Source organism: Streptomyces lusitanus (assembly GCF_042647945.1).
Lineage (GTDB): Bacteria > Actinomycetota > Actinomycetes > Streptomycetales > Streptomycetaceae > Streptomyces > Streptomyces pseudogriseolus.
The window spans coordinates 539,950-566,539 of record NZ_JBHRWL010000007.1; the positions used below are offsets into that span (position 1 = coordinate 539,950).

Annotated in this window: 20 protein-coding genes; 14 read left to right on the forward strand and 6 right to left on the reverse strand. The window is 73.1% G+C overall.

What is annotated here, in order from left to right; translation table 11 throughout:
- Window positions 1-145: 145 nt before the first annotated feature.
- The 6 genes from ACFOSY_RS14295 to ACFOSY_RS14320 all read left to right on the forward strand — a co-directional run bounded on the left by ACFOSY_RS14295 (window position 146) and on the right by ACFOSY_RS14320 (window position 9,357).
- Window positions 146-1,624 (forward strand): FGGY-family carbohydrate kinase, encoded by a 1,479-nt coding sequence (locus tag ACFOSY_RS14295; protein ID WP_394307159.1) that lies wholly within the window; start codon window positions 146-148, stop codon window positions 1,622-1,624.
- A gap of 180 nt (window positions 1,625-1,804) precedes the next feature.
- Window positions 1,805-3,439, forward strand: a complete 1,635-nt coding sequence (locus ACFOSY_RS14300; protein ID WP_394307160.1) for a fucose isomerase — start codon at window positions 1,805-1,807, stop codon at window positions 3,437-3,439.
- Window positions 3,440-3,584: 145 nt separating this feature from the next.
- Window positions 3,585-5,279 (forward strand): DUF4185 domain-containing protein, encoded by a 1,695-nt coding sequence (locus ACFOSY_RS14305; RefSeq protein WP_394307161.1) that lies wholly within the window; start codon window positions 3,585-3,587, stop codon window positions 5,277-5,279.
- A gap of 112 nt (window positions 5,280-5,391) precedes the next feature.
- Window positions 5,392-6,774, forward strand: coding sequence for a hypothetical protein (locus ACFOSY_RS14310; RefSeq protein ID WP_394307162.1), 1,383 nt, complete (start codon window positions 5,392-5,394; stop codon window positions 6,772-6,774).
- Window positions 6,775-6,865: 91 nt separating this feature from the next.
- Complete coding sequence (locus ACFOSY_RS14315; protein ID WP_394307163.1) at window positions 6,866-8,089, forward strand: AAA family ATPase; 1,224 nt, start codon at window positions 6,866-6,868, stop codon at window positions 8,087-8,089.
- Window positions 8,086-9,357 carry a vWA domain-containing protein gene (locus ACFOSY_RS14320; protein ID WP_394307164.1) on the forward strand — a complete coding sequence of 424 codons (1,272 nt, stop codon included), beginning with the start codon at window positions 8,086-8,088 and terminating at the stop codon, window positions 9,355-9,357. Before ACFOSY_RS14315 ends, ACFOSY_RS14320 begins: the two co-directional genes overlap by 4 nt.
- A 381-nt stretch (window positions 9,358-9,738) precedes the next feature.
- Here ACFOSY_RS14320 and ACFOSY_RS14325 read toward each other — a convergent pair whose 3' ends face one another.
- The 4 genes from ACFOSY_RS14325 to ACFOSY_RS14340 form a co-directional block, all read right to left on the reverse strand.
- Complete coding sequence (locus ACFOSY_RS14325) at window positions 9,739-11,781, reverse strand: beta-galactosidase (protein ID WP_394307165.1); 2,043 nt, start codon at window positions 11,779-11,781, stop codon at window positions 9,739-9,741.
- A gap of 71 nt (window positions 11,782-11,852) precedes the next feature.
- Window positions 11,853-13,190, reverse strand: a complete 1,338-nt coding sequence (locus ACFOSY_RS14330; RefSeq protein WP_394307166.1) for an ABC transporter substrate-binding protein — start codon at window positions 13,188-13,190, stop codon at window positions 11,853-11,855.
- A 115-nt stretch (window positions 13,191-13,305) separates the two neighbouring features.
- On the reverse strand, window positions 13,306-14,247 hold the full coding sequence (locus ACFOSY_RS14335; RefSeq protein WP_394307167.1) for a carbohydrate ABC transporter permease: 942 nt from the start codon (window positions 14,245-14,247) through the stop codon (window positions 13,306-13,308).
- A 4-nt stretch (window positions 14,248-14,251) separates the two neighbouring features.
- Entirely contained in the window at window positions 14,252-15,178 is a 927-nt protein-coding gene (locus tag ACFOSY_RS14340) for a carbohydrate ABC transporter permease (protein ID WP_394307168.1), read from the reverse strand.
- Window positions 15,179-15,535: 357 nt separating this feature from the next.
- On the opposite strand from ACFOSY_RS14340, the gene ACFOSY_RS14345 reads away from it, so the two are divergent.
- From ACFOSY_RS14345 to ACFOSY_RS14360, 4 genes are all read left to right on the forward strand, one after another.
- Window positions 15,536-16,528, forward strand: a complete 993-nt coding sequence (locus tag ACFOSY_RS14345; protein WP_394307363.1) for a LacI family DNA-binding transcriptional regulator — start codon at window positions 15,536-15,538, stop codon at window positions 16,526-16,528.
- 143 nt (window positions 16,529-16,671) lie between these two features.
- Complete coding sequence (locus ACFOSY_RS14350; RefSeq protein ID WP_394307169.1) at window positions 16,672-17,478, forward strand: SAM-dependent methyltransferase; 807 nt, start codon at window positions 16,672-16,674, stop codon at window positions 17,476-17,478.
- Window positions 17,479-17,874 (forward strand): VOC family protein, encoded by a 396-nt coding sequence (locus ACFOSY_RS14355; RefSeq protein ID WP_394307170.1) that lies wholly within the window; start codon window positions 17,479-17,481, stop codon window positions 17,872-17,874.
- A gap of 359 nt (window positions 17,875-18,233) precedes the next feature.
- The gene (locus tag ACFOSY_RS14360; RefSeq protein WP_394307171.1) at window positions 18,234-19,868 is read left to right on the forward strand and encodes a DEAD/DEAH box helicase; all 1,635 of its coding nucleotides are present in this window, start codon (window positions 18,234-18,236) and stop codon (window positions 19,866-19,868) included.
- 105 nt (window positions 19,869-19,973) lie between these two features.
- On the opposite strand, the gene ACFOSY_RS14365 is transcribed toward ACFOSY_RS14360, so the two are convergent.
- The gene (locus ACFOSY_RS14365; protein ID WP_394307172.1) at window positions 19,974-20,735 is read right to left on the reverse strand and encodes an SDR family oxidoreductase; all 762 of its coding nucleotides are present in this window, start codon (window positions 20,733-20,735) and stop codon (window positions 19,974-19,976) included.
- 161 nt (window positions 20,736-20,896) lie between these two features.
- On the opposite strand from ACFOSY_RS14365, the gene ACFOSY_RS14370 reads away from it, so the two are divergent.
- From ACFOSY_RS14370 to ACFOSY_RS14380, 3 genes are all read left to right on the forward strand, one after another.
- Window positions 20,897-21,760: a helix-turn-helix domain-containing protein gene (locus ACFOSY_RS14370; protein WP_394307173.1), complete on the forward strand. Its 864-nt coding sequence runs from the start codon at window positions 20,897-20,899 to the stop codon at window positions 21,758-21,760.
- Between the two features lie 135 nt (window positions 21,761-21,895).
- Window positions 21,896-22,660: a sulfite exporter TauE/SafE family protein gene (locus ACFOSY_RS14375; RefSeq protein ID WP_394307174.1), complete on the forward strand. Its 765-nt coding sequence runs from the start codon at window positions 21,896-21,898 to the stop codon at window positions 22,658-22,660.
- A 146-nt stretch (window positions 22,661-22,806) separates the two neighbouring features.
- Window positions 22,807-23,937: a glycoside hydrolase family 5 protein gene (locus tag ACFOSY_RS14380; protein WP_394307175.1), complete on the forward strand. Its 1,131-nt coding sequence runs from the start codon at window positions 22,807-22,809 to the stop codon at window positions 23,935-23,937.
- 69 nt (window positions 23,938-24,006) lie between these two features.
- Here the strand turns inward: ACFOSY_RS14380 and ACFOSY_RS14385 are convergent, their stop codons facing one another.
- Complete coding sequence (locus ACFOSY_RS14385; RefSeq protein ID WP_394307176.1) at window positions 24,007-24,801, reverse strand: SDR family NAD(P)-dependent oxidoreductase; 795 nt, start codon at window positions 24,799-24,801, stop codon at window positions 24,007-24,009.
- Between the two features lie 239 nt (window positions 24,802-25,040).
- Between ACFOSY_RS14385 and ppk2 the strand changes: the two genes are divergently transcribed.
- Entirely contained in the window at window positions 25,041-26,108 is a 1,068-nt protein-coding gene (gene ppk2, locus ACFOSY_RS14390) for a polyphosphate kinase 2 (protein WP_394307177.1), read from the forward strand.
- Window positions 26,109-26,590: the final 482 nt, after the last annotated feature.

Below are 26,590 nucleotides of genomic sequence, written 5' to 3' on the forward strand. Positions count from 1 at the left end.
AGGGCGGGCTCCGGGGGTGTCAAGGGGCGAGACGTACGAGGGTTCGAGTGGCGTTTCGTTCTGCCCTGACGTGCGCTTCCTGCGCCGATGCCCCGCCGGTGCGCGTCCTCTTGACGGTGAAATCGATTTCTGCAAGCGTGCGGGCATGCCTCGTAACGCAGTAGTCGGTGTGGACATCGGCACCTCGAGCAGCAAGGGCGTCCTCGTCGGACTCGACGGCACGCTGATCCGGTCCGCCGTACGGGAGCACACCCCCGACCGGCCGGGTCCCGGCCGCTTCGAGATGGACGCCTCCGTGTGGTGGGACGAGTTCACCGCCCTCACCCGCGAACTCACCGCCCCGGGCGACACCACCGTGGTCGCCGTCGGCGTCAGCGGCATGGGCCCCTGCGTCCTGCTCACCGACGAGCACGACACCCCCGTGCGCCCCGCGGTCCTCTACGGCGTCGACACCCGCTCCGTCCCCCAGATCGACCGGCTCGAGCGGCAGCTGGGCGCGGACGCCGTGGTCCGGCGCTGCGGCTCCGCCCTCACCACCCAGGCCGCGGGACCCAAGATCGCCTGGATCGCGGAGGAGGAACCCGAGCACTACGCCCGGGCCCGCCGCCTCTACATGCCCAGCTCCTGGCTGGTCCGCCGGCTCACCGGCGCCTACGTCCTCGACCACCACTCGGCCAGCCAGTGCACCCCGCTGTACGACACCCACGCCGGCGACTGGCACGCGCCCTGGGCCGCGGAGGTGGCCCCCGGCATCGACCTGCCGCCGCTGCGCTGGTCCGGCGACGCGGCGGGCACCGTGACCGCCGAGGCGGCCCGCGCAACCGGCCTTCCGCCCGGTATCCCGGTCACCACCGGGACGATCGACGCCTGGGCCGAGGCGCTCAGCGTGGGCGCCCAGAACATTGGCGACCTGATGCTCATGTACGGCACCACCATGTTCCTGATCCACACGGTGCCCGAGCCGCTCACCAGCCCGTCCCTGTGGGGGACCGTCGGCGCCCTGCCCGGCACCCGCAACCTGGCCGGCGGCATGGCCACCTCCGGCGCGGTCACCAACTGGCTGCGCGACCTGTTCGCGGACGCCGACCACGCCACGCTCACCCGGCAGGCCGCCGAGGCCGGTCCCGGCGCCAACGGCCTGCTGATGCTGCCGTACTTCTCCGGCGAACGCACCCCGGTCATGGACCCGGACGCCCGCGGCGTGATCGCCGGACTGACCCTCTCCCACACCCGCGGCGACCTCTACCGGGCCGCCCTGGAGGCCACCGCCTTCGGCGTCCGCCACAACGTCGAGGGCATCGAGGCCGCCGGCGGCGACATCCGCCGCGTGGTCGCCGTCGGCGGCGGCACCCAGGGACCGCTGTGGACGCAGATCGTCTCCGACATCACCGGACGCCCCCAGGAACTGCGCGCCGTCACCATCGGCGCGAGCTACGGCGGCGCCCTGCTCGCCGCGCGGCTCGTCGCCGACGCCGACATCGACGACTGGAACCCGGTACGCAACACGGTCACGCCCCGCGCCGAGAACGCCGCGCGGTACGAGGAGCTGTACGGGCTGTACCGGCGCCTCTACCCGGAGACGAGGGCGACGGTGCATGCGCTGGCGTCGCTCCAGGAGCGCTGAGCGGACCTCGCGCCACGGGAGCGCCCCGACCTCTCCGACCCACCTGACCCCGGACCCGTCCGACCCCCTGAGGCACCTGACCTCGGACCCGTCCGAACCCCTGACCCACCTGACTTCCCTGACCCACCGCCCGACCTCCGTCCCCACCCCGGGACCGGACGCACTACCCACGGAGAACGCATGACCGCGTACACCCTGCCCGAGCTCCGCCGGCCGCCGGCCGCCGAGCCGAAGACCGTCTACACCGTGGCCAGCGGTGACCTCCGCCCCGCCGCCAACACCACCTGCTGGCCCACCCAGGAGAAGCTGGAGAACGACCTCGCCGCCGCCGTCGCCGGCCTCGGCTGGACGGTCCGCCGGGGCCACCCCTTCGACGAGGCCAAGGGACACGGCTTCATCGACAGCCAGCGCGCCGGCATCGAGGTCTTCAAGGACCTGCCCAGGAACGCCCCGCTGATCGTGGTCGAGGCGGTCTGGCAGTACAGCCACCACGTCCTCGCGGGCTTGCGCGACCACGAGGGGCCGATCCTCGTCGTCGCCAACTGGAGCGGCGAATTCCCGGGTCTGGTGGGCCTGCTGAACCTGGCCGGCAGTCTCACCAAGGCCGGCCGCGCCTACTCGGTCCTGTGGAGCCCGGACTTCACCGACGACTGGGCGCGGGACGGACTGCGCACCTGGCTGGAGACGGGCGAACTCACCCACGACAGCAGCCATGTGCGGCCCCTGCCCCCGCTCCCGCAGGACGAGGAGACGGCACTCGGCGCCGCCCTCGCCCGGCAGCTGCGCGAGGAGAAGGCGATCATCGGCGTCTTCGACGAGGGCTGCATGGGCATGTACAACGCCATCATCGACGACGAACTGCTCAACCCCCTCGGCATCTACAAGGAACGCCTCTCGCAGAGCGCCCTGGTCGCCGAGATGACGAAGGTCACCGACCAGGAGGCCCGGGCGGTCCGCGCCTGGCTCGACGCCGCGGGCATGACCTTCCACACCGGCACCGACGAGGCCACCGAACTCACCGACGCCCAGCTGCTCAGCCAGTTCAAGATGTACATAGCCGCGCTGCGCATCGCCGACGACTTCGGCCTCGACGCGGTCGGCATCCAGTACCAGCAGGGCCTCAAGGACACCGTCCCGGCCAGCGACCTCGCCGAGGGCCTGCTGAACAACGTGCAGCGTCCGCCCGTCCGCAGCCGTGACGGCGCCCGCGAGCTGTACGCGGGCGTGCCGCTGCCGCACTTCAACGAGGTCGACGAGGGCGTGGCCGTCGACTCCCTCGTCACCAACCGGATCTGGACGGCGATGGGTCTGGACCCGGCGACCACGCTGCACGACATCCGCTGGGGCGAGGAGTACGACGGCCGGTTCGTGTGGGTCTTCGAGATCTCCGGCTCGGTGCCCGCCTCCCACAACGGCGGCTACGACAAGTCGTACAGCATGCGCCAGCCCCCGATGTTCTTCCCGCTGGGCGGCGGCACCCTCAGCGGCGTCTCCAAGCCCGGGGAGATCGTCTGGTCGCGCGTGTTCCTGATGGACGGCCGCCTGCACGTCGACCTCGGCCGCGCGAGCGCGATCGAGCTGCCGGAGGAGGAGACGCGGCGCCGGCTGGAGGCCACCAACCACCAGTGGCCGATCATGCACGCGGTCCTGCACGGCGTCACCCGCGACCAGTTCATGGCCCGCCACCGCGCCAACCACCTCAACGTGGCCTACGCCCCCGACGCGGAGACCGCCGACAAGGCCCTGCGCGCCAAGGCCGCCCTCTTCGCCGAACTGGGCGTCGAGGTGCACCTGTGCGGCGACGTGACGCTGTAGCCGCACCGCACCGCACCGCACCGCACCGCACCACAACGCGCCGGCGGCTGAGACCGCCGGGCCCCGGGTCCGCCCGCCGCGTGACGGCGGCGGGCGGACCGCCCGCACGTACCGGACATCCCTCGAGGAGTACGAGGAGTACACCGTGCGCACGTCCAGACTTCCCCGAGTCCTGCTCGTCCTCGCGGCCGGTCTCGCCTCCGTCACCGCGACGACCGTCCCCGCCGCACCGGCCCCCGAGGACACCCCGCGGGCCCCGGCCGCGCGGGCGGCGCCCGCGAACCCCGGGCCGAGCACCTTCTTCTCCACCGTGTCCGTCGACCCCGCCGCCACCGTCGGAGCCCCCGCGATCGGCGACAACCGGGAGCACGGCGACCTGTGGCCCTCCTGCTGGTCGGACGACGACCACGTCTACACGGCCTACGGCGACGGCGTGGGCTTCGGCTCCACCTGGCACGACATCGGCGTGGCCCGGATCAGCGGCATGCCCGGCGGCCTCACCGGCACCCAGCGGGCCACCGGCGACCAGGTCGGCCGGATCTGGGGCGACCCCACCCAGTACTACCGCAAGCCCACCGGCATGGTCTGCGTGAACGGTGACCTCTACCTCGCCGTCCAGGACCTCAAGCAGGGCACCCTGGACCACGCGCCCACCGCGACCGTCGTCAGGTCCACCGACAAGGGCGCCACATGGACGTCGGACAGGAGCACCCCGATGTTCTCCGGCGAGAAGTTCACCACGGTGATGTTCCTGGACTACGGCAAGGACAACGCGCACAGCCCGGACGGCTACGTCTACGCCTACGGCCTCGACCACAACTGGCGGGACACCTTCGACCCCGACCCGGACCCGGCCGACCTGTACCTGGCCCGCGTCCCGGCCGGCTCCGTGCAGGACCGCTCCGCCTGGCGGTTCTACGCCGGTGACGCGGGCGGGGCCCCGACCTGGACCGCGGACATCGACGCGCGCGTCCTGGTCCTGCACGACGACCGCCGCCTCTACCAGAACGTGGGAACACCCGGCCGGGTCAGGGACCTCAGCGTGATCAGCCAGGGCGGCGTCGTCTACAACGCGCCGCTCGACCGGTACCTGTACACGTCCTGGACGGAGTACACCTTCGAGTTCTACGAGGCGCCCACGCCCTGGGGCCCGTGGAAGCACTTCACGCCGAAGGACTTCGGCGGCTATCCGTGGACGCACACCAAGCACGGCGGCTACGCGACCACCATCCCGTCCAAGTACATCAGCGCGGACGGCCGGTCGATGTGGCTCCAGTCCAACGTCTGCCCCTGCGGCGGCGGTTACCCGGCGGGCGACTTCTACGCCTACACCTACTCGCTGCGCCGCATGTCCCTCACCCCGTCCGTCCCGACCACCCCGGACAACGGCCCCGACGCCGCACGGAACCTCGCCCGCGAACCGGGCACGGTCCCGGTCGAACGCGCCACCCACTTCGGCGCTGACCTCTACCGCGACGGTGACCGGAACCAGAACGAGGACGACTGGAACGACGAGCGCAAGACGGCCAGCTGGTGGGGCTACACCTGGCCGCGCGCCTACCACCTCAACCGCGTCGCCTACACCACCGGCCGGATGTTCGACGACGGCGGCTGGTTCGGCACCGCCCCCAGGATCCAGGTACGGCGCGGGGGAGTGTGGACCGACGTCACCGGCCAGACCGTGAGCCCCGCCTACCCGGCCTCCCCGGCCGCCGGCACCCACCGCACGTACGTCTTCGACTTCGACACCGTCACCGGCGACGGCGTCCGCGTCATCGGGGGCAGCGGCGGAACCCAGACCTTCACCTCGATCGCCGAACTGGAGGTGTACCACCGCTGAAGCGCGGAGGAGAAATCATGTGACGGGGTGCGGCGCGGCGGGCTACGCTCACCGCGATGACCACCTACCCCGTGCACCGAGGGGAGGTCCCGTCCACGCAAGGTGAGTGCTGATGCACCCACACCCCGTGGACGAGGACCCCCGACTCTCCCTCTGGCGGCGCGTACGCGAGTACGCCGTACCGCCTGCCATGATCGAGGCCGCCACCGCCCGCCGGCGTTCCGGCGACTGGGCGGGCGCGTGCGCCGCCGCGCGCGTCGACGTCGACCTGCGGCTGCGCGACCTCACCCGCACCCACGGCCGCGATCTCACGGCCCGGATACGCGCGGACCTGCGCCACATGGCGCCCGACCTGCTGCGCTGGCACATGCCGAGATCCGCCCCCGACGGCCTGCTGCGGCCGGGCCTCACCGTCCCCCTCGCCCGCTACGACCCGGACGGGCCGTACGGCCCCCGCCCGGTGACTCTGGTGGTCCGCACCCCGCCCGCGTGGGCGGCGGGCGGCCAGCGCATGAGCCTCGCGCTGTGGGACGGCGACCGGCTCCGGGACGGCTCGCGCGACCATCCGCGCCCCCGGCCCGGCCGGCGGTTCCGGTTCGACCTCCACCGCCATCTGTGGGACGCCCGCCGCGCGCACGAACTCCGGCACCGGTCCGGGGCGGACGGGCCGGCCGATGGTGACGGGGCGCCGTCCGGGCTGCTGCCGCCGGGGCACCACCACGCCGTGGACCGCTGGGCCGACGAGGCCCGCGTCCTGCTCCGCGACGAGGGACGCACGGAAGGCGGCGTCGTCGTGCGGATCGACGCCCGGCGCCGGCTGGTACTGACCCTGCCCGGCGACGGACGCGGTCCGCGTGCGGTGCCGGCCGAACTCGCCGGGAAGGACGGCACGTTCGGGGCGCAGCCTCTGCTGCCGGATGCGGCGACCCATGTCCTCCCCGACCTCGCCCTGCTCAGGGCGGGCGCCATCGACCCCGGGAGGCTGCATCCGCTGGTGGCCACCGCCCTGGCGCCCGGCCACCCCGCCGCCCCCCGAACACCGCCCGCACCGGACGCCACGCGGCCGCACGTCGTGATCTGCCGGGGCATCCCGCACCGCGTCGCCCTCGTCGACGGCGTACTCGTCCCGCTGGACCACACGCCCGACGAGATCCGCCGGGAGGAGCTGCTGGCCGAGCTGACCGGCACCCCGCTGCCCTGCCTCCGGTTCGTCGACCGCGCCCACCGCGGACCGGACTGCCTCACGGGCGTCCGCGAACGCCTGGACCACGGGGACGTCGACGGTGCGCTGGCCGTCGTCGAGCACCTGCTCGGAGCTGACGCGCGCCTGCGCGACGGACCGCTCAGGGACGCCCTCGACACGGCCGCCTCGCGACAGCTCGCCCACGGCCTGTACCGGGCGGGTCTGCGCGGTCCCGCCGACCACTGGGTACTGCCCGCCCCCGCCCGGCCCCGTGACCGCCGCTCCCGTCCGCGCCACGCCACAAACCTCTGACCACACTCCACCGGCGCCCCTGGCCACCGGTGCGCCCACCGCCCCCGCCCCGCGCTGCCGACCGCCGACTCTCTCCCCCAGGTGATGCCTCATGCCCACGCCCCTGTCCGCCCCCTCCCGTCTCGACGTCGCCGCCGACCTGCTCACCCTCCTGCGCGACACCACCACCGAGCCCCGCCCCGACGTCCAACTGGAGGCGCTCACCCTCGCGGTGTCCGCCGACCTGCCCGTGCTGCTCTGGGGCGAGCCGGGCATCGGCAAGACCGCCGCGCTCACCCAGCTCGCCACCGCCCTCGACCTTCCGCTGACCACCGTCATCGCCAGCGTGCACGAGCCGTCCGACTTCTCCGGGCTGCCCGTCGTCGGCGAGGACCCCGTTGAACAGGGCGTCCCCATGGCCCCGCCGGACTGGGCCGTGCGCCTGGTCCGGGCCGGCCGGGGCCTGCTGTTCCTGGACGAGCTGTCCACCGCGCCGCCCGCCGTGCAGGCGGCCCTGCTGCGGCTGGTCCTGGAGCGGCGGGTCGGCGCGCTGCGGCTCCCGCCCGGCGTGCGGATCGTCGCCGCCGCCAACCCGCGCGCCTCGGCCGCCGACGGCTGGGAGCTGAGCCCACCGCTGGCCAACCGCTTCGTGCACCTGAACTGGACCCACGACCCCGACACCGTGATCCGCGGCCTCGGCGGGATCTGGCCGCACGCCACCCTGCCCGAACTCGACCCCGGCCGGCTGCCCGAGGCCGTGGCCCACGCCCGCCGGGCGGTGTGCGCCTTCCTCACCGCCCGGCCCCCGCTGGTGCACCGGCTGCCGAACGGCGAGACCCGCCGCGGCGGCCCCTGGCCCTCCCCGCGCAGCTGGGAGATGACCCTGCGTCTGATCGCCTTCGCCACCGCCGCCGGGTCCTCCCGCGACGTCCTCTCCCTGCTGGTCCGCGGCACCGTCGGCGACGGACCGGGCCTGGAACTCCTGGCGAGCCTGGACCGGCTGGACCTGCCCGACCCCGAGACCCTGCTCGCCGACCCGGCCGGCGCGGACCTCCCCGAGCGGGGCGACCTGCGCCAGGCCGCGCTGGACGCGGTGGTCGCCGCCGTACGCGCCCGCCCCGGGCGGGACCGCTGGGACGCGGCCTGGGAACTGCTCGCCCGCGCCGCCGCCACCGGCGCGCCCGACCTGGTCGTCGTCCCCGCGACCACCCTGGCCGCCCTGCGCCGCGAGGACTGGGACGTCCCCCCGACGATCGAACACCTCCGCGGCGCCCTGACGCTGTCCCGACGCGCCGACCGGGCCCTCGCCCGCACGCGGACCGCGGCGACCCGATGACCACGCACCCCCCGCGCACCGCGGCCCCCGCACTCGACCTCGACAAACTGCTCGCCGCCCGACTGCTGGCCGTCCGCGCCCGCCCCTACCTCGCCACCGCCCTCTTCGCCCTGCACCCCGTCGAGTCCCGCGGCGTCCCCACGATGGCCGTCGACCGGTACTGGCGGTGCTACGCCTCGCCCGCGTACGTCGCCGCCACCCCGCTCGGCGAGCTGGCCGGCGTCTGGGTGCACGAAGTGTCCCACCTGCTGCGCGACCACCACGGACGCGGCGACCGCGTGGCCCGCGCGCGAGGCGTCGACGGGCCGGGGGAGCGCCTGCGGACGAACATCGCCGCCGACTGCGAGATCAACGACGACGTGTACGGGGACGGGCTGCCGGTTCCCGACGACGTCGTCCTGCCCGGGACGCTGGGCCTGGAGTCCGGGCTGCTGATGGAGGACTACCTCTCCCGGTTCCGGCTGGGCGCGCACACCCGGACCATGGTCTGGCTGGACTGCGGCAGCGGCGCCGACGGCCTTGCACGGGAGTGGGACCTGGGGCCGGACGGGGCGCACGGCCTCACCGACCAGGAACGCGACGCGGTCCGCTTCCGGGTGGCCCGGGGCATCGTCGGCCGGCCCGGCAGGACGCCGAAACGCTGGCGGCGCTGGGCCGAGGAGGTGTTCCATCCACCGCAGCCCTGGCGGGAGCTGCTTGGCGCGGCACTGCGCTCCGCCGTGTCCGCGTCCGGCTCGGGCGACGACTACAGCTACGGACGGCCCTCCCGGCGGTCGGCCGGTGTGCCGGGCGTGGTGCTGCCGAGTCTGCGGCGCACCCCGCCCCGCGTGTCCGTCGTCGTCGACACCTCCGGCTCGGTCAGCGACGCCGAACTGGGCAGCGCCCTGCTGGAGGTGGCGGCGATCTCCCGGGCCGTCGGCGGGCGCCGCGACCTGGTGTCCGTGGTGCCCTGCGACGCCGCACCCCACGAGGTGCACCGGCTGTGCCGCGCGGAGGGCATCCCGCTGGTCGGGGGCGGCGGCACCGATCTGCGGACCGGTTTCACCAGGGCACTCACCGCCCGGCCCCGGCCCGACGTGCTCGTCGTCCTCACCGACGGCCAGACCCGCTGGCCGTCGTCACGGCCCCCGTGCCGCACGGTGGTCGGCCTGTTCCCGCGCCCCGGCCGGGGCGCCGACGAGGAGAACCCGGAGTACGTGCCGGACACCCCGCCCGCGTGGGCACGCGTGGTCACCGTCGGAGACCCGAACGGTGCAGCGGCCCGGTGAGCCGCCCACCGGGCCGCTCGGCACGCCGGCGAGGGCCGGCCCGTCACGTCGGTGATCGTCCACCGGCCGTTCACACACGAGCCGGGGCGGTGAGGTGGGCACCGCCGCACCCTCGGGTGGCCCGACCGCCGACCTCGGGGAGCCGCCCGGTGGCCGCGCCGACGAGGGCCCGGGTGACGTCACCGGCGCGGACGCCATCCATGGCGCGGCAGGGCGGGTCGGCCGCCGCGAGGCTCGGCCACCGGTACGTCGTCCGGCACGGTCGGACGCCGGTCGCCGCGGCTGAACCCGTGGCGCTGACGCGTCCCGCGGTGCGGCCGGCGCCGGGAGGAACGGCCTCCGGAACGGCGCAGGCCGTTCCGGAGGAGGGGCCGCCGCCGGTCAGGAGGCGGGCTGTCGCAGGACGGCCACGGCGCGTGGGCCGAGGGTGAGGCAGCCCTCGGCGTCGGTGTCGCCCAGCAGCACCTCGCCGTCGAGCCCCGGCACCGGGACGTCCTCGTCGGTCCGGTTGACCAGGAACAGGAACCGTTCCCCGGGGCTCCGGCGCACCACCGATTCCACCGATCCGCGTGCCCCGGCGGGCAGTTCGCTTCCCACGCCGGCCGGCTCCAGCAGGCGGGGCAGCAGCGACACCAGCCCGTCCACGCCGAGCCGGGTGGAGACGTAGGCGGCGGTGCCGCGGCCGGAGGAGCGCCGGGTGACGGCGGGCCGGCCGGCCTGCTCGCCGGTGCGGTAGCGGACGAGGACGTCCGTGTCGTCGGCGGTCACCGTGATCCGGTCGGTCCACAGGGTGCCGGCGGTGGCGTCGTCCAGCTCCACGGCGTCCCCGTCGAGCAGCGGCGCGAACTCCTCGACCCGGATGCCCAGCAGGTCGCGCAGGGCGCCCGGGTAACCGCCGAGCCACACGTGGTCGTGCTCGTCGACGATCCCCGAGAAGTACGTCGTGATCAGGTGTCCGCCCTGCTCGGTGTACCGGGTGAGGGTCTTGGCCAGGTCGGCCGGCACCACGTGCAGCACGGGCGCGATCAGCACCTGGTGGCGCTGGAGGTCCGACCGGGTGGTGACAAGGTCGGCGCGGATGCCGAGGCGGAGCAGCGCCGCGTACCAGTCGAGGGCCTCCTGCCGGTACCGCAGCAGCGCGGTCGGGTGCGAGTCCTGCTCGCCGGCCCACCAGGAGTCCCAGTCGTACACGATCCCGACCGCGGCGGGCTCCCGCTCGCTGCCGGCCACCGGGGCCAGCGTCCTCAGCGTGGCGCCGAGTTCCGCCACCGCGCGGAACAGGTCGCTGTCCGGGCCGGCGTGCGGCACCATCGCCGAGTGGTACTTCTCGGCGCCCGCCGCCGACTGCCGCCACTGGAAGAAGCAGACCGCGTCCGCGCCGTGCGCCACGTGCAGCAGGGAGTCCCGGGCCAGCTCGCCGGGGCGCTTGGCCACGTTCACCGGCTGCCAGTTGACGGCGCTGGTGGAGTGCTCCATCAGGAACCACGGCCGGCCGCCGGCGATGCCGCTGGTGAGGTTGGCGGAGAAGGACAGCTCGTCGCGGTCCTGCGGGCCGGGGTGCACGTAGTGGTCGTTGGAGACGAAGTCGATCTCCTGCGCCCAGTCCGCGTAGTCCATGCCCTTGGTGTTGCCCATCACCATGAAGTTGGTGGTGACCGGCACGTCCGGGGTGATCTCGCGCAGCAGGTCCCGCTCGGCGCGCAGATGGTCCTTGAGCGCGTCCGACGAGAACCGCTTGAAGTCCAGCTGCTGCGTCGGGTTGGGGTGCGAGGCGGCGAGACGCGGCGGCAGGATCTGCTCCCACGCGGAGTAGCGCTGCGACCAGAACGCGGTGCCCCAGGCGTCGTTGAGCGCGTCCAGCGTGCGGTACCGCTCGCGCAGCCACTCCCGGAAGGCGCGGGCCGCGTCGTCGGAGTAGTCGTACACGTTGTGGCAGCCCAGCTCGTTGTTGACGTGCCAGGCGACGAGCGCCGGGTGGTCCCGGTAGCGTTCGGCGATCTTCCGCACCAGGCGCAGCGCGTACTCGCGGAAGACGGGGGAGGTGGGCCGCCAGTGCTGGCGGGCGCCCGGCCACAGCGTCTCGCCGTTCGCGGTGACCGGCAGGATCTCCGGGTGGGCGGTGGTCAGCCACGGCGGCGGGGAGGCGGTCGCGGTGGCCAGGTCGACGCCGACGCCGCCCTCGTGCAGCAGGCCGAGCACCTCGTCCAGCCAGCCGAAGTCCCATGTGTCCGCCGTCGGCTGGAGCCGGGCCCAGGAGAAGATCCCGACGGACACGACGTTGACGCCGGCCTCCCGCATCAGCCGGACGTCCTCCTCCCACACGGACCGGGGCCACTGCTCCGGGTTGTAGTCGGCGCCGAAGAGGAGACGGGGGGCGGTGTCACCGTCCGGCCCGGCGCTGCGGGACAGGAGGGTGGAGATCATGGTGGTCCTTCCGGTGGGCGCATCGGGCGGCGCGCGGGGAGCGCGCGCCGCCCGTCAGGTGGTGCGTGGCGCTACTTCTCGACGGTGAAGCCCTGCTCCTCGCCGTACTTCACCGAGGCGTCCTGCCAGGCCCTCAAACCGTCCTCCAGCCGGGTGCCGGAGATGTAGGCCTTGCCGACGGTGTCGTTGAAGATCGAGTTGGCGTACGCCTGGAAGGGCAGGTACGACCAGTCGTCGGCGACGTTCGCGGCGGAGGCGGCGAAGATCTCGTTGGCCTTCTGGCCCCCGAAGTACGCGAACTCCTTGCCGAGGAACTCGGGGGACTTCAGCTCCGCCTGGGTGGCGGGGAAGGCGCCCTCGGAGACGCGGGAGGCGACGCCCGCACCGGAGTTGGCGTACTCCACGAAGGCGTAGGCCAGTTCCTTGTTCTCGGCGAGCGCCGGGACGGTCAGCGCGCTGCCGCCGTTCTCCGCGCTGGCCTTGTCGCCCTTCGCCCACGCGGGCAGCGGGGCCACGCGCCACTGGCCGGAGGCGTTCGGCACGCCGGACTCGAAGTTGGCGGGCATCCAGGCGCCGGTGGACAGGGTGGCGATGGTGCCGTCGCCGAGGCCCTTGTACCAGTCGTCCGTCCAGCTGGTGACGGGCGCGAGCAGCTTCTCGTCGATCAGCTTCTGCCAGACGGTCGTGAACTTCTTCGCGTTCGCGTCACCGAAGTCGATCGTCACCGTGGTGCCGTCGACCTTGTAGGGCCGCGAACCGGCCTGCCACAGCATGCTGGTGGTGAAGCCGGCGTCGCCGGTGTCGTTGGCGATGTACGCCTTCGGGTCGGCCTTGTGCAGCTTGCGGGCCGCGTCCAGGTACTCGTCCCAGGTGGTCGGGACGGCGATCTTGTACTTGTCGAAGAGCGTCTTGTTGTAGAACAGCGCCATCGGACCGGAGTCCATCGGCAGGCCGTAGACCTTGTCGCCCTCGGTGACGGCGTTCCAGGGGCCCGCCGTGTACGTCGAGGCGAGCTTGCCCGCGCCGAAGCCGGACAGGTCGGTCAGGCCCTTGGTGAGGGAGTACTGGCCGATCGAGAAGTACTCGAGCTGCGCGACGTCCGGGACGCCCTTGCCGGCGGATATGGCGTTCGACAGCGCCGTGTAGTGCTTGTCCCCGGAGCGCTCGCTGACCAGGTTGACCTTGACCTTGGGGTACTTCTTCTGGAAGTCGGCGGCGACCGTCTTCAGCGTGGGCTCCCACGACCAGACGGTGACCGTGCCGCCCTTGTCCAGGGCCGCCTGGATGTCCTCGGCCGAGACCGACTCGGTGCCGGCCCCGTCGTCCGAGCCGCCGCAGGCGGTGGCGCCCAGGGCGAGGGAGGTCACGAGGGCGATGCCGCCCAGCAGGCGGCTGGTCCTTCTGCGCATGAGTGTGGATCCACTTCTTCGTGGGTGGGACAGGGGTGAGGTGGGACACGGAGGGGTGGGGGACACCGGACGTGGGGCGGGTGTGGGCTCGGAGGGCGGCCGGGGGGCCGCCGGATCACTCCTTGACGCTTCCGGCGGCGAGACCCGACTGCCAGTACTTCTGGAGGAACAGGAACGCGACGACGAGCGGCAGGATCGTCAGGAGGGAGCCGGTGATCACCAGGTTGAAGATCACCTCGCCGCCGACGGTCTCCGCCTGGGAGTTCCACGCGCTCAGGCCCAGGGTCAGGGGGTACCAGTCCGGGTCCTTGAGCATGATCAGCGGCAGGAAGTAGTTGTTCCAGGTGGCGACCGTGGTGAACAGCAGCACGGTCACGATGCCGGGGGCGAGCAGCGGGAGCGCCACCGTGAAGAAGGTCCGCGCCTCGCCCGCGCCGTCCATCCGGGCGGCCTCCAGCAGCTCCGTGGGGATCGCCTCGCTGGCGAAGACCCACATCAGGTAGAGACCGAACGGCGACACCAGCGACGGCAGGACGACCGCCCACGGGGTGTCCGTCAGCCCCATCTCGCTGAACATCAGGAAGGTCGGCACGGCGAGCGCGGTGCCCGGCACCGCCACCGCGCCGATCACCGTGGCGAAGACGCCGCGCTTGCCGGGGAAGTCGAACTTCGCCAGCGCGTACCCGCCGAGCACCGCCAGCAGCGTCGCGCCCCCGGCGCCCAGCACCACGTACAGCAGGGTGTTGAGCAGCCAGCGGGTGAAGATGCCGTCGCCGTAGGTGAACGTGTCGCGGATGTTGTCCCACAGCGCGAAGTCGTCCGCGAACCACAGGCCGTTGGAGCTCGCCAGCCCCGACTGGGTCTTCGTGGCGTTGACGACCAGCCAGACCAGCGGGACCACGGTGTACAGGACGACCAGCGAGGTCAGCACGGTCAGCAGCTTGCTGCGCCGGGGCCGGCCCGGGCGGTGCTCCTTGGCGCGCCGCAGACGCGGGGCGTTCCTGGCGCCGCCGGGCGCCGTGGCGGCGGGTGCGGGGGTGGTGACGGGGGTGGTCATCGGGTCACGCTCCCTTGCGCATGCCGCGAAGCTGCACGACGTAGGCGACCACCATCGTGATCAGGCCCATGATGATGGCCACCGTCGCGGAGTAGTTGTGCTGCTGGCCGCTGAAGGACAGCGAGTACGTGTAGAAGTTCGGCGTGTAGTCCGTCGTGATGGCGTTGCGGGCCAGCGGGCGCAGGATGTTCGGCTCGTTGAAGAGCTGGAAGCTGCCGATGATGGAGAAGATCGTCGCGATCACCAGCGCGCCGCGGATGGCGGGCAGCTTGATCGCGGTGATCACGCGCCACTGGCTCGCGCCGTCGATCTCCGCCGCCTCGTACAGGGAGTGCGGGACGACCCGCAGCGCCGAGTAGAAGATCAGCATGTTGTAGCCGACGAACTCCCACGTGACGATGTTGCCGATGGAGGCCAGCACCAGGTCGGCGGAGAGCGGGTCGGGCAGCGTCCAGCCGAAGGCGGAGTTGACGTCCCCGACCAGGCCGTACTTGGTGCCGTACATGAAGCCCCACATCAGGGTGGCGACCACGGCGGGCACCGCGTACGGCAGGAAGATCGTGATGCGGAAGAAGCTCTTCCCGTACAGCCGGCCGCTGTCCAGGGCCAGCGCCACCAGCAGGGCGATGCCCAGCATGATCGGCACCTGGATCACCAGGAACAGCGCGACCCGGCCCAGCGACGCCCAGAACAGCTCGTCCTTCAGCGCCTGCTGGTAGTTGTCCAGACCGACGAACGTGGTGCCGCCGACGAGCTGGTCGCGGAACAGGCTGAGGTAGACGGAGTAGGCGATCGGTGCGAGGAAGACGAGGGCGAACACGGCCGCGAACGGGCCGATGAACCCCCAGCCCTTCCACGAGCGCCGGTCCCGTCTCGCCGGAGGCGGGGCCGGCCGCGGCTCTGCGGCCGCCGGCGGTTGCAGCGTCGTCATGTCGTCCCTCGCTGTTCGGCGTTCCGGTAACCAGCGGCTCGGCACCCGGCACGGAGCCGGGCGGCAGGTCGCCCGGTCGGATGTTTGCGTAAACATCACTCGGCGGGGAAACGCGCTGAGCTGCTATGTTTACGTAAACATCCGGTGGCGGCATGTCTACACTGCCCCGATGACGACGGTCAAGAGTCCTCAGAAGGACCGTGACAGGAGAGACAGGAAGGCGGGGGGCGGCGCGTGGAGACGGTCGATGAAGCGGCGGTGAACCCGGGCGGCCCGACGGCCGCGGCGGCGGGCGCCGGCCAGGGGACGGGCGCCCTCGCCGCACGGCGCCGCGGCCGTGTGCGCGCCACCGCCTCCATGGCGGACGTGGCACGGCTGGCGGGGGTCTCGGCCCAGACCGTCTCCCGCGTCTCCAACGGCTACCCCGGCGTGACCGAGGAGACCCGCCGCCAGGTGCTCGCCGCGATGAAGGAGCTCGGCTACCGGCCCAACAGCGCCGCCCGCGCCCTGAAACGCGGCGAGTTCCGCACCATCGGCGTCATCACCTTCACGCTCGCCACCACCGGCAACGTGCGCACCCTGGAGGCCATCGCCAACTCCGCCGCACGCGAGGGGTACGCGGTGACGCTGCTGCCGGTCGCCGTGCCCACCCAGGACGAGGTGCGCGGCGCGTTCTCCCGCCTCGAGGAGCTCGCCGTCGACGCCGTGATCGTCATCATGGAGGTGCACCTCCTGGACGCGGCGACGGTTCAACTCCCGCCGCACGTGCAGGTGGTGGTCGTCGACTCCGACGCCGGCGACCGCTACACCGTCGTCGACACCGACCAGCACGGCGGCACCCGCGCCGCCGTACGCCACCTGCTCGACCTCGGCCACCGCACCGTGTGGCACCTGGCCGGACCCGACGACTCGTTCGCCGCGCAGCGCCGCACCGACGCCTGGCGCGCCGCGCTCACCGAGGCGGGGCGGGAGCTGCCGCCGCTGGTCCGCGGCGACTGGTCCGCGGAGTCCGGCTACCGGGCCGGCCTCCAACTCGCCGCCCGCGAGGACTGCACGGCCGTCTTCGCCGCCAACGACCAGATGGCGCTGGGCCTGTTGCGGGCCCTGCACGAACACGGCAGACGGGTGCCGGAGGACGTCAGCGTGGTCGGATTCGACGACATCCCCGAGGCGTCGTCCTTCCTGCCCCCGCTGACCACCCTGCACCAGGACTTCGCCGAGGTGGGGCGGCTGTGCGTGGAGGCGGTGCTGCGGAAGATGCGGCAGGAGGGGCCGGAGCGGGGCACGACGCTGGTGCCGGCGCGGCTGGTGCTGCGGGACAGCACGGCGCCGCCGCCGGAAGGTCGCTGAGGGGCACCGAGGGACGCTCGTCGCCGACGCGCCGACGCGCCGACGCGCCGACCGGTGAACCTGCCCTGTCGGCACGCCCGTTGGTGTGCCAGACTCATGATCGTCAGGGAGCGATCCGCCGTACTCACGGGAACGGACACGTCATGCCGACGGGCACACCCCCCAACCCGCCCCGGACCGACACCAGCAGGGCCCAGCCCGCGCGGGTCTACGACTGGCTGCTGGGCGGCAAGGACAACTACCCGGTCGACGAGGCCGTCGGGCGCAAACTCCCGCCCCAGGCGAAGGACGCCGCCCGGCAGAACCGCGCCTTCATGCACCGCGCCGCCGCCTGGCTCGCGGACCAGGGCGTCGACCAGTTCCTCGACATCGGCACCGGCATCCCCACCGAGCCGAACCTCCACCAGATAGTGCAACGCGTGGTCCCCGAGGCGCGGATCGTGTACGTCGACAACGACCCGATTGTGCTGCGTCACGCCGAGGCGCTGCTCGTCAGCAGCCCCGAGGGCTCCACGGACTACGTCCAGGCCGACGTGCGCGACCCCGCCGCGATCCTGCGGCACGCCCGCGACGTCCTCGACTTCACGCGCCCCGTCGCCCTGTCCCTGATCGCCCTCCTCCACTTCCTCCCCGACGACCAGGACCCGCAGGGCATCGTGCGGGAGTTGGTGGACGCGCTGCCGCCGGGCAGCCACCTCGTGCTGTCCCACGCCGCGTCCGACCTGCACGCCGACCTGGCCCGCCAGGTCACCGAGGAGTACGCCCGGGCCGGCATCCGCCTCGGCTTCCGCACCCACGCCGAGGTCGCCCGCTTCTTCGACGGCCTCGACCTGGTCGAACCCGGCCTGGTGACGGCCCCGGAATGGTTCCGCGACGCACCCGCGCCCCCGGCGGAGGACAGCGGCATCTACGCGGGAGTGGCACGGGTTCCGGCAGGCGGGACGGCGTAAGTGGCGAGCAGATTCACCGAGGTGGTGGTCGACTGCCACGATCCGGAGCGGCTGGCGGCCTTCTGGTGCGCGGTCCTGGACTTCCAGGTCATCGACCGGACCGCGGACAAGGTCGAGATCGGCTCCTGGGAACCCACGGTGGAGGACGTCCGGGCCCGCCAGATGCCGCCCACCGTGGTCTTCATCCGCGTCCCCGAGCACAAGACGGTCAAGAACCGCCTCCACCTGGACGTCAGCCCCGTCGACCGCAGCACGGAGGCGGAGGTCACACGCCTGTTGGCCCTCGGTGCCACACGGGTGGACGTGGGCCAGGGACCGGACCGCTCCTGGACGGTGCTGGCCGACCCGGAGGGCAACGAGTTCGACGTGCTGCGGAGCCTGGCGCCGGGGGCGTGACCTGGCGCCGGGGGCGTGACGGGAGCGCGTGACAGCGCCCGGGGAGAGGGGAGGGCGACGCCCGTCACAGTGCTCCCGCGATCGCCGTGCTAGTGTCGATCTCTGTTGCAGTCGCGCGGTCATCGACCCGCGGAGCCGGAGGGACCGGCACCGCGTAGGCACCGGCGCCTGCCACGCAGCAAGATCTCACACGGATCACACGGAGAGGTGCACACTCCCGTCGCTGCTTCTCATGGGTCGCGCCCTCACCGGGCGGAACCGCCCCCGCGGCCCCACCCACCCAGGCTCGTTCTTGCAATTCCCCGTGTTCCATCGCGGCGGACATTCCTTGAGACGCGCCACATCAAGGAAGGTTCTCCGTGACACAGGCACGCGCGAACGATCGATCGGCCCGCTTCCGCTCCGCAGGCAAGGGCGCCCCGAAGGGCGTCCGCCGCTCCGGCGCCGCGGGCGGCCGCGGCGGTGCGCCGCGACAGGGACAGGGCAAGGGCAAGGGCGGCGCGGGCCGCAGGACCGTGACGTCGGGGGAGTTCGCGCTGCCCGAGACGATCACCCCCGCGCTCCCCGCGGTGGAGGCCTTCGAGGATCTCGGCCTTCCCGACGCGATGCTGGCCACCCTCGGCAGCGAAGGCGTCACCGCGCCGTTCCCCATCCAGGCGGCCACGCTGCCGAACTCCCTGGCCGGCCGTGACGTACTCGGCCGGGGCCGCACCGGCTCCGGGAAGACCCTCGCCTTCGGCCTGCCGCTGCTCGCCCGGACGGTCGGCCGCCGTGCCGAGCCCCGCAAGCCGCTCGCCCTCGTCCTCGTGCCCACCCGGGAACTCGCCGGACAGGTCAACGACGCGCTGACCCCGTACGCCCGCTCCGTGCGGCTGCGGATCGCCACCGTGGTCGGCGGACTGTCGATCGGCAAGCAGGCGTCCGCGCTGCGCGCCGGCGCCGAGGTCGTCGTCGCGACGCCGGGACGGCTGAAGGACCTGGTCGACCGGGGCGACTGCATACTCGACGAGGTCGCGATCACCGTGCTCGACGAGGCCGACCAGATGACCGACATGGGCTTCATGCCCCAGGTCACCCGGCTGCTGGACCAGGTGCGCCCCGACGGCCAGCGCCTGCTGTTCTCCGCGACGCTCGACCGCAACGTCGACCAGCTCGTCCGCCGCTACCTCAGCGACCCGGTGGTCCACTCCGTCGACCCGTCCGCGGGCGCGGTGACGACCATGGAGCACCACGTGCTCCACATCGACGACGCGGACAAGCGGCAGACGACAACGGAGATCGCGGCGCGCGACGGCCGGGTCATCATGTTCCTCGACACCAAGCACGCGGTGGACCGGCTGACCAAGCACCTGCTGAACAACGGCGTGCGCGCCGCCGGCCTGCACGGCGGCAAGTCGCAGCCGCAGCGGACGCGGACGCTCACCCAGTTCAAGGACGGTCACGTCACCGTGCTGGTGGCGACGAACGTCGCGGCGCGCGGCATCCACGTCGACGACCTCGGTCTGGTCGTCAACGTCGACCCGCCCGGCGACCCCAAGGACTACCTCCACCGCGGCGGCCGTACGGCCCGCGCCGGCGAGTCCGGCAGCGTGATCACCCTGGTCACGCGGGACCAGCGGCGTGACGTCAGCCGGCTGATGTCCCAGGCGGGCATCACCCCGCGCATCACGGAGGTACGGCCGGGCGACGAGGAGCTGACCCGGATCACCGGCGCCCGGACGCCCTCCGGCGTCCCGGTCGTCATCGCGGTCCCGGTCGTGGAACGCCCCCGCCGCACCGCCTCGGCCCCGTCCCGCAACCGCAGCCGCCGCCGTGGGGCGCCGGGGCGGCAGGGGCAGGCCCAGGCCCAGGGGAACACGGGCAGGGGCGGTACGGCCAAGGGCGGCGCCCAGACCGCCCAGGACCGCGGCGCCGGCGGCCGCACCCGCCGCACCGACGAGGCGGCGCCGCGCCGCAAGCCGCGCACGAAGCCTTCGATGGACCGCGCGGCCTAGGAACACCTGTCGACCGGGCGCCCAGCCGTCCGGTCCCGAACGGCGGTGGCCGGCACGACGCCGGCCACCGCCGTTTCGTGCACCCCCCGGCGCCGCGCGCAGGGCTCAGCCCTGGCGGCCCGGCAGGCTGGCCAGGGCCTGCGAGCGCTGGGCGACCAGGTCGTCGTACGTACCGTCCCGCTCCGCCCAGCGGTGCATCTGGACGCCCTTGACGAGGATCTCGCGGGGCGTGGGCTCCTGCGCGAGGAGGTCCATGACCTCCGTGGCGAACTCGTCCAGCGGCAGCGCGTGCGGGTTCACCTTCTCCTGCCCGGCCGTCGCGACGGCCGGCGGCACCAGCTCGACGACGTCGACACCCGTGCCGGCGAGCTGCGCGCGCAACGCCTCGGAGTAGGCGTGCACCCCCGCCTTCGAGGCCGCGTAGCTCGGCATGGGCGGGAACGGCAGGAAGGCGATGCCGGAGGTCACCGTGACGAAGGTGCCGGCGCCCCGCCCGATCAGATGCGGGGTGAACGCGTCGACGACCCGGATCGTGCCGAGCAGGTTGGTGTCGACCGTGGCCGCCGTCGCCTCGAAGTGCGCCGGGTCGCGCAGGTCCTCCATGCGCATGACGCCGGACATCGTGATCACGGTGTCCAGTCCGGGGTACCGGGCGAGCACGGTGTCACGCGCCGCCGTGACGGAGGCGGCGTCGGTGACGTCGATGCGCACCGTCCCGAAGCCTTCCTCCGCCAGTCGCGCGAGGGCGTCCCCGTCGCGGCCGCCGACGACCACGGTGCTGCCGGCCGCGGCGAACCGCCGCGCCAGCTCCTGCCCGATGCCCGAGGTGCCACCGGCGATGAATACGGTGTGGTCGGAGAGTTTCACAAGATCGTCCCTTCACGGCCGACGTGTTGTCCACGTTCTCGGCGTTCTCTGCGTCTCGGCCACGAGCCTCCACCGCATCCCGTGCGCGTGGCAGAGCCCCCGTTCTCCCTGGTCCTGACAGGACCCCCCTTCCGTCCCGCGCACCGCATTACGGTGGCGGCATGAAGGACGACGCTTCCGGCAACCGGCTCGGCAGTTACCTTCGTGCCCGGCGTGAGCTGGTCACCCCGGAGCAGGCGGGCCTCCCGCCCGGCGGCACCCGACGCCTGCCCGGACTGCGCCGGGAGGAGGTCGCCCTGCTCGCCGGCATCAGCCCCGACTACTACCTGCGCCTGGAACGGGGCCGCGACAAGAACCCCTCACCCCAGGTCCTGATGTCCCTCGCGCGGGTCCTCCAGCTCGACGAGGTCGAACGCACCTACCTCCTCGGCCTCGCGGCGGCCCGCCCCAGGGCGCCCCGCCGCAAGCGGCCCGAGCACGTCCCCGCGCGCGCCCACCAGCTGCTCGCGCACCTCCAGATCCCCGCCTTCGTGGAGGGGCGCGCGTTCGACGTGCTGGCGTCGAACCCCATGGCCGTCGCGCTCTCCCCGCGCCTGCGCCCCGGCCGGAACCGGCTGCGCGACCTCCTCCTCGACCCCGAGGAGCGCGCCTTCCACCAGGACTGGCCGCAGGCGACCGCCGGCATCGTCGCCGCCCTCCGCACCACCATCGGCGACGACACCGACAACCCCCGCTTCGTCGAACTCGTCGGCGAACTCGCCCTCACCAGCGAACGTTTCCGCACCCTCTGGGCCCGCCACGACGTCCGCACCCTCGACGGAGGCACCGCCACCGTCCACCACCCCGTCGTCGGCGACCTGCGCCTCCACCGCGACAAACTCCCCCTCGACGACGTCATCCTCGTCGTCTACTACCCGGACAAGGGCAGCGACAGCGACGAGAAGCTGCGGCTCCTCGCCTCCTTCGCGGACACGGGTTCCGCCGACCCGGCGCAGGGCGGACGCGAGGACGCACGGCAGCCGTAGACACCTGAGGGAGGGCCGTCACCCTTCGGCGGGCGCCGAACCGACCGCCAGCTACCGTGCCCCCATGAGCGACCGTGCCCCCCTGAGCATCTCCTCGGCCCCCTTCCCCGGCCACCCTCCGGTACGAGGCCTGGCATGACCCCGCTCGAGATGCTCGCGGTGTTCGGCGCCGGTGTGGGTGCCGGGGCCCTGAACGCCGTGGTCGGGTCCGGCACGCTCGTGACGTTCCCCGTGCTGCTCGCCGCCGGGCTGTCCCCCCTCACCGCCACGGTGTCCAACGCCCTCGGCCTCGTGCCCGGCGCCGTCAGCGGGGCCGTCGGGTACCGCCGTGAGCTGGCCGGGCAGGGCCACCGCGTCCGCAAGCTGGCCGTCGGGTCCGCGCTCGGCGGGATCACCGGCGCCGTACTGCTGCTCACCCTGCCCGCCGAGGCGTTCGAAACCATCGTGCCCTGTCTGGTCGGGCTGGCCCTCGTCCTCGTCGCCCTCCAGCCCCTGATCAGCCGTACGGTGCGGCGACGCAGGCCCGCGGACCGGCCCGTACGGCCGGACGGCGGGCGGCCGCTGTTCGCCGGGCTGACACTCGCCAGCGTGTACGGGGGCTACTTCGCCGCCGCCCAGGGAATCATCTACATCTCCCTGATGGGCCTGCTCCTCGACGAGCCGCTCCAGCGGCTCAACGCCGTCAAGAACGTCCTCGTCGCCGTCGTCAACACGGTCGCCGCCGTCTTCTTCCTCTTCGTCGCCGACTTCGACTGGACGGCCGTCGCCCTCGTCGCGGCCGGCTCCACCCTGGGCGGACAGCTCGGTGCCGCGACGGGCCGCCGCTTCCGCCCCGCCGTGCTGCGCGTCCTTGTCGTCGCCGTCGGGACCGTCGCCCTCGTCCAGCTCGTCCTGCGCTGAGCGGACAGGAGCGGGCGGCGCGCGCCACCGGGGGCGCGCACCCGTCACGCGGAAGGCTTCGTCACGCCCCTTGTCATCCGGGCGCGCCTGGAGTTCCATCGGGTTAGGAAACTTTCCTAACCATCCACCGGACGGAGTCCCCCCACATGACACCGGCCCCCCACACGGCTTCAGCCTGTCCGAAAACGAAACCGACGCCCCCTCCCACCCGGCGAGGGGCGCTCCTTCTCGCGGCCCTCGCCGGCGCCCTGCTCCTCCTCCTGACCGCCGCCCTCCCCGCCACCGCGGCCCGCCCCACCGGCTACGGTGCGCGGGTGCCGATCACCCACCGCGCAGCCACCCCCGTCGACGCCAACGGCCGCCTCCAGGTCTGCGGCACCCAGCTGTGCAACCAGTACGGCGCCCCCGTCCAGCTCCGGGGCATGAGCACCCACGGCACCCAGTGGTACGCCCAGTGCCTGACCGACGCCTCCCTCGACGCCCTCGCCCACGACTGGCGGGCCGACGTCCTCCGCGTCTCCACCTATGTGCAGGAGGGCGGCTACGAGACCGACCCCGCGCACTTCACCGCCCTCGCCGACCGGCTGGTCCGGCAGGCGAGCGACCGCGGGCTCTACGTGATCGTCGACTGGCACATGCTCGATCCCGGCGACCCCATGACCAACCTCGACCGCGCCACGAAGTTCTTCACCGACATCGCGAGCCGCCACAAGGACCGCGTCAACGTCCTCTACGAGATCGCCAACGAGCCCAACGGCGTCAGCTGGTCCCGCGTCAAGGAGTACGCGGAGCGTGTCATCCCGGTCATCCGCGCCGCCGACCCCGACGCGCCCGTCCTCGTCGGCACCCGCGCCTGGTCCTCGTTCGGCGTGTCCGAGGGCGCCGACGAGTCGGAGGTCGTGAACGACCCGGTCGACGCCTCCAACATCATGTACACGTTCCACTTCTACGCCGCCTCGCACCGCGACGAGTACCTCGCGGCCCTCTCCCGCGCCGCCGACCGCATCCCCGTGTTCGTCACCGAGTTCGGCACGCAGAACTACGCCGGGGAGGGCGCCGACGACTTCGCGATGTCCCAGCGCTACCTCGACCTCATGGCTCAGAAGAAGATCAGCTGGGTCAACTGGAACTACTCCGACGACCACCGCAGCGGAGCCGTGTTCACCCCGGGCACCTGCGCCGCCGACGGGCCCTGGGCCGGCACCGGGTCCCTCAAGCCCGCCGGCGTCTGGATCCGCGACCGGATCAGGACGCCGGACGCCTTCCACTCCGGATGAGCCCCTGGGGACAGCACAGGGCCGGCACCTGTCCCGCAGGTGCCGGCCCGCCCCCCTTGCCGGATCACCTCACGGCAGGATCGAGTCCACGTACCCGCCGTCCACGCGCAGCGCCCCGCCCGTCGTCGCCGACGCCTGCTCCGAGGCCAGGTACACGACCATGTTCGCGATCTCCTCGGGCTCGATCAGCCGCTGGAGCAGCGACTGCGGCCGGTGCCGGCGCATGAAGGCGCGCTGCGCCTCCTCCCACGGCAGGTCGCGGTCCACCAGTTCGTACACGAAGTCCTCCACCCCGCCCGTGTGCGTGGGACCGGCGATCACCGAGTTCACCGTGACGCCCGTGCCTGCCGCCTGCTTGGCGAAGCCGCGGCTCACCGCCAGCAGCGCGGTCTTCGACATGCCGTAGTGGATCATCTCGGCCGGGGTGACGATCGCCGAGTCGCTGGCGATGTTCTGCACCCGGCCCCAGCCGCGCTCGGTCATCCCGGGCAGGAAGAGCCGGATCAGCCGCACCGCCGCCAGCACGTTCACCTCGAAGTAACGGCGCCATTCGTCGTCGCTGATCTCCAGCGGGTCGGCGGCGCCGAACACGCCGAGGTTGTTCACCAGCACGTCCACCTGGGGAAGCGCCTCCACGACCCGCCGGGCGCCCTCCTCCGTGGTGACGTCCGCGGCGACCGGCACCACCTCGGCGCCGGGCACCTCCCGCTCCAGCGCGGCGGCGCCGTCCCGTACCCGCTCCTTCGACCGCCCGTTGACCGCGACCCGCGCCCCCGCTCGCGCGAGCCCGGCGGCGATCGCCGCCCCGATGCCCTGGGTGGAACCCGTGACCAGCGCGGTACGGCCCTTGAGATCGATCTGCACGTCCTCACCTCTCCCGCCGGGATACGACGGCGCGGCCCGGCCCGCGGACCACCGCCCGCGCACGCCGCACCTTTCGACCCGCCCCGACTTCCCCTCGGCCCCGCCGCCGAATCACCGTCCGCCGCCACGCTTCGGCGCGCCTGCCGCGGGCACCCGCCTTCGCGTGCACCGCGCCCGCCCCGCGGGCATACGCTGCACAGGGGGGACCCGGTGAGACGGGACCCGAAAGGCGGGAGACGATGGTGACGGCCGACCAGCCGGACGAGCGACAGGGGCGTGACCACCCGGACGCGCACGAGGGGCCCGCGGAGGCGGACACGGGGAGGAACAACCGGTCGCCCGTCACCGGCGACGACCTGCTGCACGGTCTCGAGGTGGACGCCCGGCGGCCGGAGCGCCCCGTGCTGCTCGACGCCGACGGCACGCCCATCGGGACCTGGCGGGAGAACCATCCGTACGACCGGAAGATCCGCAGGTCGGAGTACGACCGCACGAAGCGCGTCCTCCAGATCGAGCTGCTGAAGATGCAGCGGTGGGTGAAGGACACCGGCCAGCGGATGGTCGTCGTTTGCGAGGGACGTGACGCGGCCGGCAAGGGCGGCACCATCCAGCGGTTCATGGAACGCCTCAACCCGCGCGGCGCCCGCGTGGTCGCCCTGGAGAAGCCGACCGAACGGGAGGCGGGGCAGTGGTACTTCCAGCGCTACGTCGCCCATCTTCCGGCCCGCGGCGAGATCGTCTTCTTCGACCGCTCCTGGTACAACCGGGCCGGCGTCGAGCGGGTCATGGGCTTCTGTTCGGACGAGGAATACCGGCTGTTCCTGGAGCAGACCCCGCTGTTCGAGCGGCTGCTCACCGACGACGGCATCCTGCTGGTGAAGTTCTGGTTCTCGGTGTCCCAGGCCGAGCAGCGCACCCGCTTCGCCATCCGCCAGGTCGACCCGCTGCGGCGCTGGAAGCTGTCGCCGATGGACCTCGAGTCGCTGGACCGCTGGGACGACTACACCAAGGCCAAGGTGGAGATGTTCCGCGCCACGGACACCCCGCACGCGCCGTGGACGGTCGTGAAGAACAACGACAAACGCCGGGGGCGGCTGGAGGCCATGCGCAGCCTCCTCGACCGCTGCGACTACCCGGCCAAGGACCACGAGGCGCTCGGCAAGCCGGACCCGCTGATCGTGGGCGCGGCCGACACCCTGCTGGAGCCCGGCGAGGAACCCGAGGCCCTCTCCCCGACCCCCCTGGCCGGCCCCGGCCACAGCCCGGGCAGCCACCCGGAGGACGACACGGAGCAGCCGGGCGCCTGACACCCGGCCACCGTCGGACGCGTCCGCCGGCCGCACCGCGCCCGTCCCCGGGACGCGGCGCGGCCGCCGTGCGGCTCTGTCCGGCGACGCGGACGAGCCCCGTCCGGCGCGGGCACCGGTCGGTCCGCCCAGTGCTCCGTCCCCCAGCACCCGTGATGCGGACGAGCCCCGACCGGCGACGGGCGCAGGCCCGTCCGCCCAGTGCTCCTTGCCTTGGCGCCGGTCATGCCGAAGCAACGGCCCGCCCGCCCCGGCACCCTCACCGCACCGGAACCGGTGCGCCTCACGCCGGGGCCACCGGCCCTCTCACGCCGAGGCGACCAGCACGCCTCACTCCAAGGCCACCGGTCCCTCATGCTGAGGCGAGCGGCCCCCTCACGCCGAGACGACCAGCACGCCCCACCCCGAGGCCACCGGCCCCCCACGCCAGGGCGACCGGACCCCTCACGCCGAGGCGAACAGCCCCCTCAACCGGCCGCCGC

Excerpts from the sequence above, each read along its gene's own strand:
- ACFOSY_RS14295 (WP_394307159.1), top strand. The coding sequence starts at position 146 with ATGCCTCGTAACGCAGTAGTCGGTGTGGACATCGGCACCTCGAGCAGC.
- ACFOSY_RS14300 (WP_394307160.1), top strand. The coding sequence starts at position 1,805 with ATGACCGCGTACACCCTGCCCGAGCTCCGCCGGCCGCCGGCCGCCGAG.
- ACFOSY_RS14310 (WP_394307162.1), top strand. The coding sequence starts at position 5,392 with ATGCACCCACACCCCGTGGACGAGGACCCCCGACTCTCCCTCTGGCGG.
- ACFOSY_RS14315 (WP_394307163.1), top strand. The coding sequence starts at position 6,866 with ATGCCCACGCCCCTGTCCGCCCCCTCCCGTCTCGACGTCGCCGCCGAC.
- ACFOSY_RS14320 (WP_394307164.1), top strand. The coding sequence starts at position 8,086 with ATGACCACGCACCCCCCGCGCACCGCGGCCCCCGCACTCGACCTCGAC.
- ACFOSY_RS14325 (WP_394307165.1), bottom strand. The coding sequence starts at position 11,781 with ATGATCTCCACCCTCCTGTCCCGCAGCGCCGGGCCGGACGGTGACACC.
- ACFOSY_RS14330 (WP_394307166.1), bottom strand. The coding sequence starts at position 13,190 with ATGCGCAGAAGGACCAGCCGCCTGCTGGGCGGCATCGCCCTCGTGACC.
- ACFOSY_RS14335 (WP_394307167.1), bottom strand. The coding sequence starts at position 14,247 with ATGACCACCCCCGTCACCACCCCCGCACCCGCCGCCACGGCGCCCGGC.
- ACFOSY_RS14340 (WP_394307168.1), bottom strand. The coding sequence starts at position 15,178 with ATGACGACGCTGCAACCGCCGGCGGCCGCAGAGCCGCGGCCGGCCCCG.
- ACFOSY_RS14345 (WP_394307363.1), top strand. The coding sequence starts at position 15,536 with ATGGCGGACGTGGCACGGCTGGCGGGGGTCTCGGCCCAGACCGTCTCC.
- ACFOSY_RS14350 (WP_394307169.1), top strand. The coding sequence starts at position 16,672 with ATGCCGACGGGCACACCCCCCAACCCGCCCCGGACCGACACCAGCAGG.
- ACFOSY_RS14370 (WP_394307173.1), top strand. The coding sequence starts at position 20,897 with ATGAAGGACGACGCTTCCGGCAACCGGCTCGGCAGTTACCTTCGTGCC.
- ACFOSY_RS14375 (WP_394307174.1), top strand. The coding sequence starts at position 21,896 with ATGACCCCGCTCGAGATGCTCGCGGTGTTCGGCGCCGGTGTGGGTGCC.
- ACFOSY_RS14380 (WP_394307175.1), top strand. The coding sequence starts at position 22,807 with ATGACACCGGCCCCCCACACGGCTTCAGCCTGTCCGAAAACGAAACCG.
- ppk2 (WP_394307177.1), top strand. The coding sequence starts at position 25,041 with ATGGTGACGGCCGACCAGCCGGACGAGCGACAGGGGCGTGACCACCCG.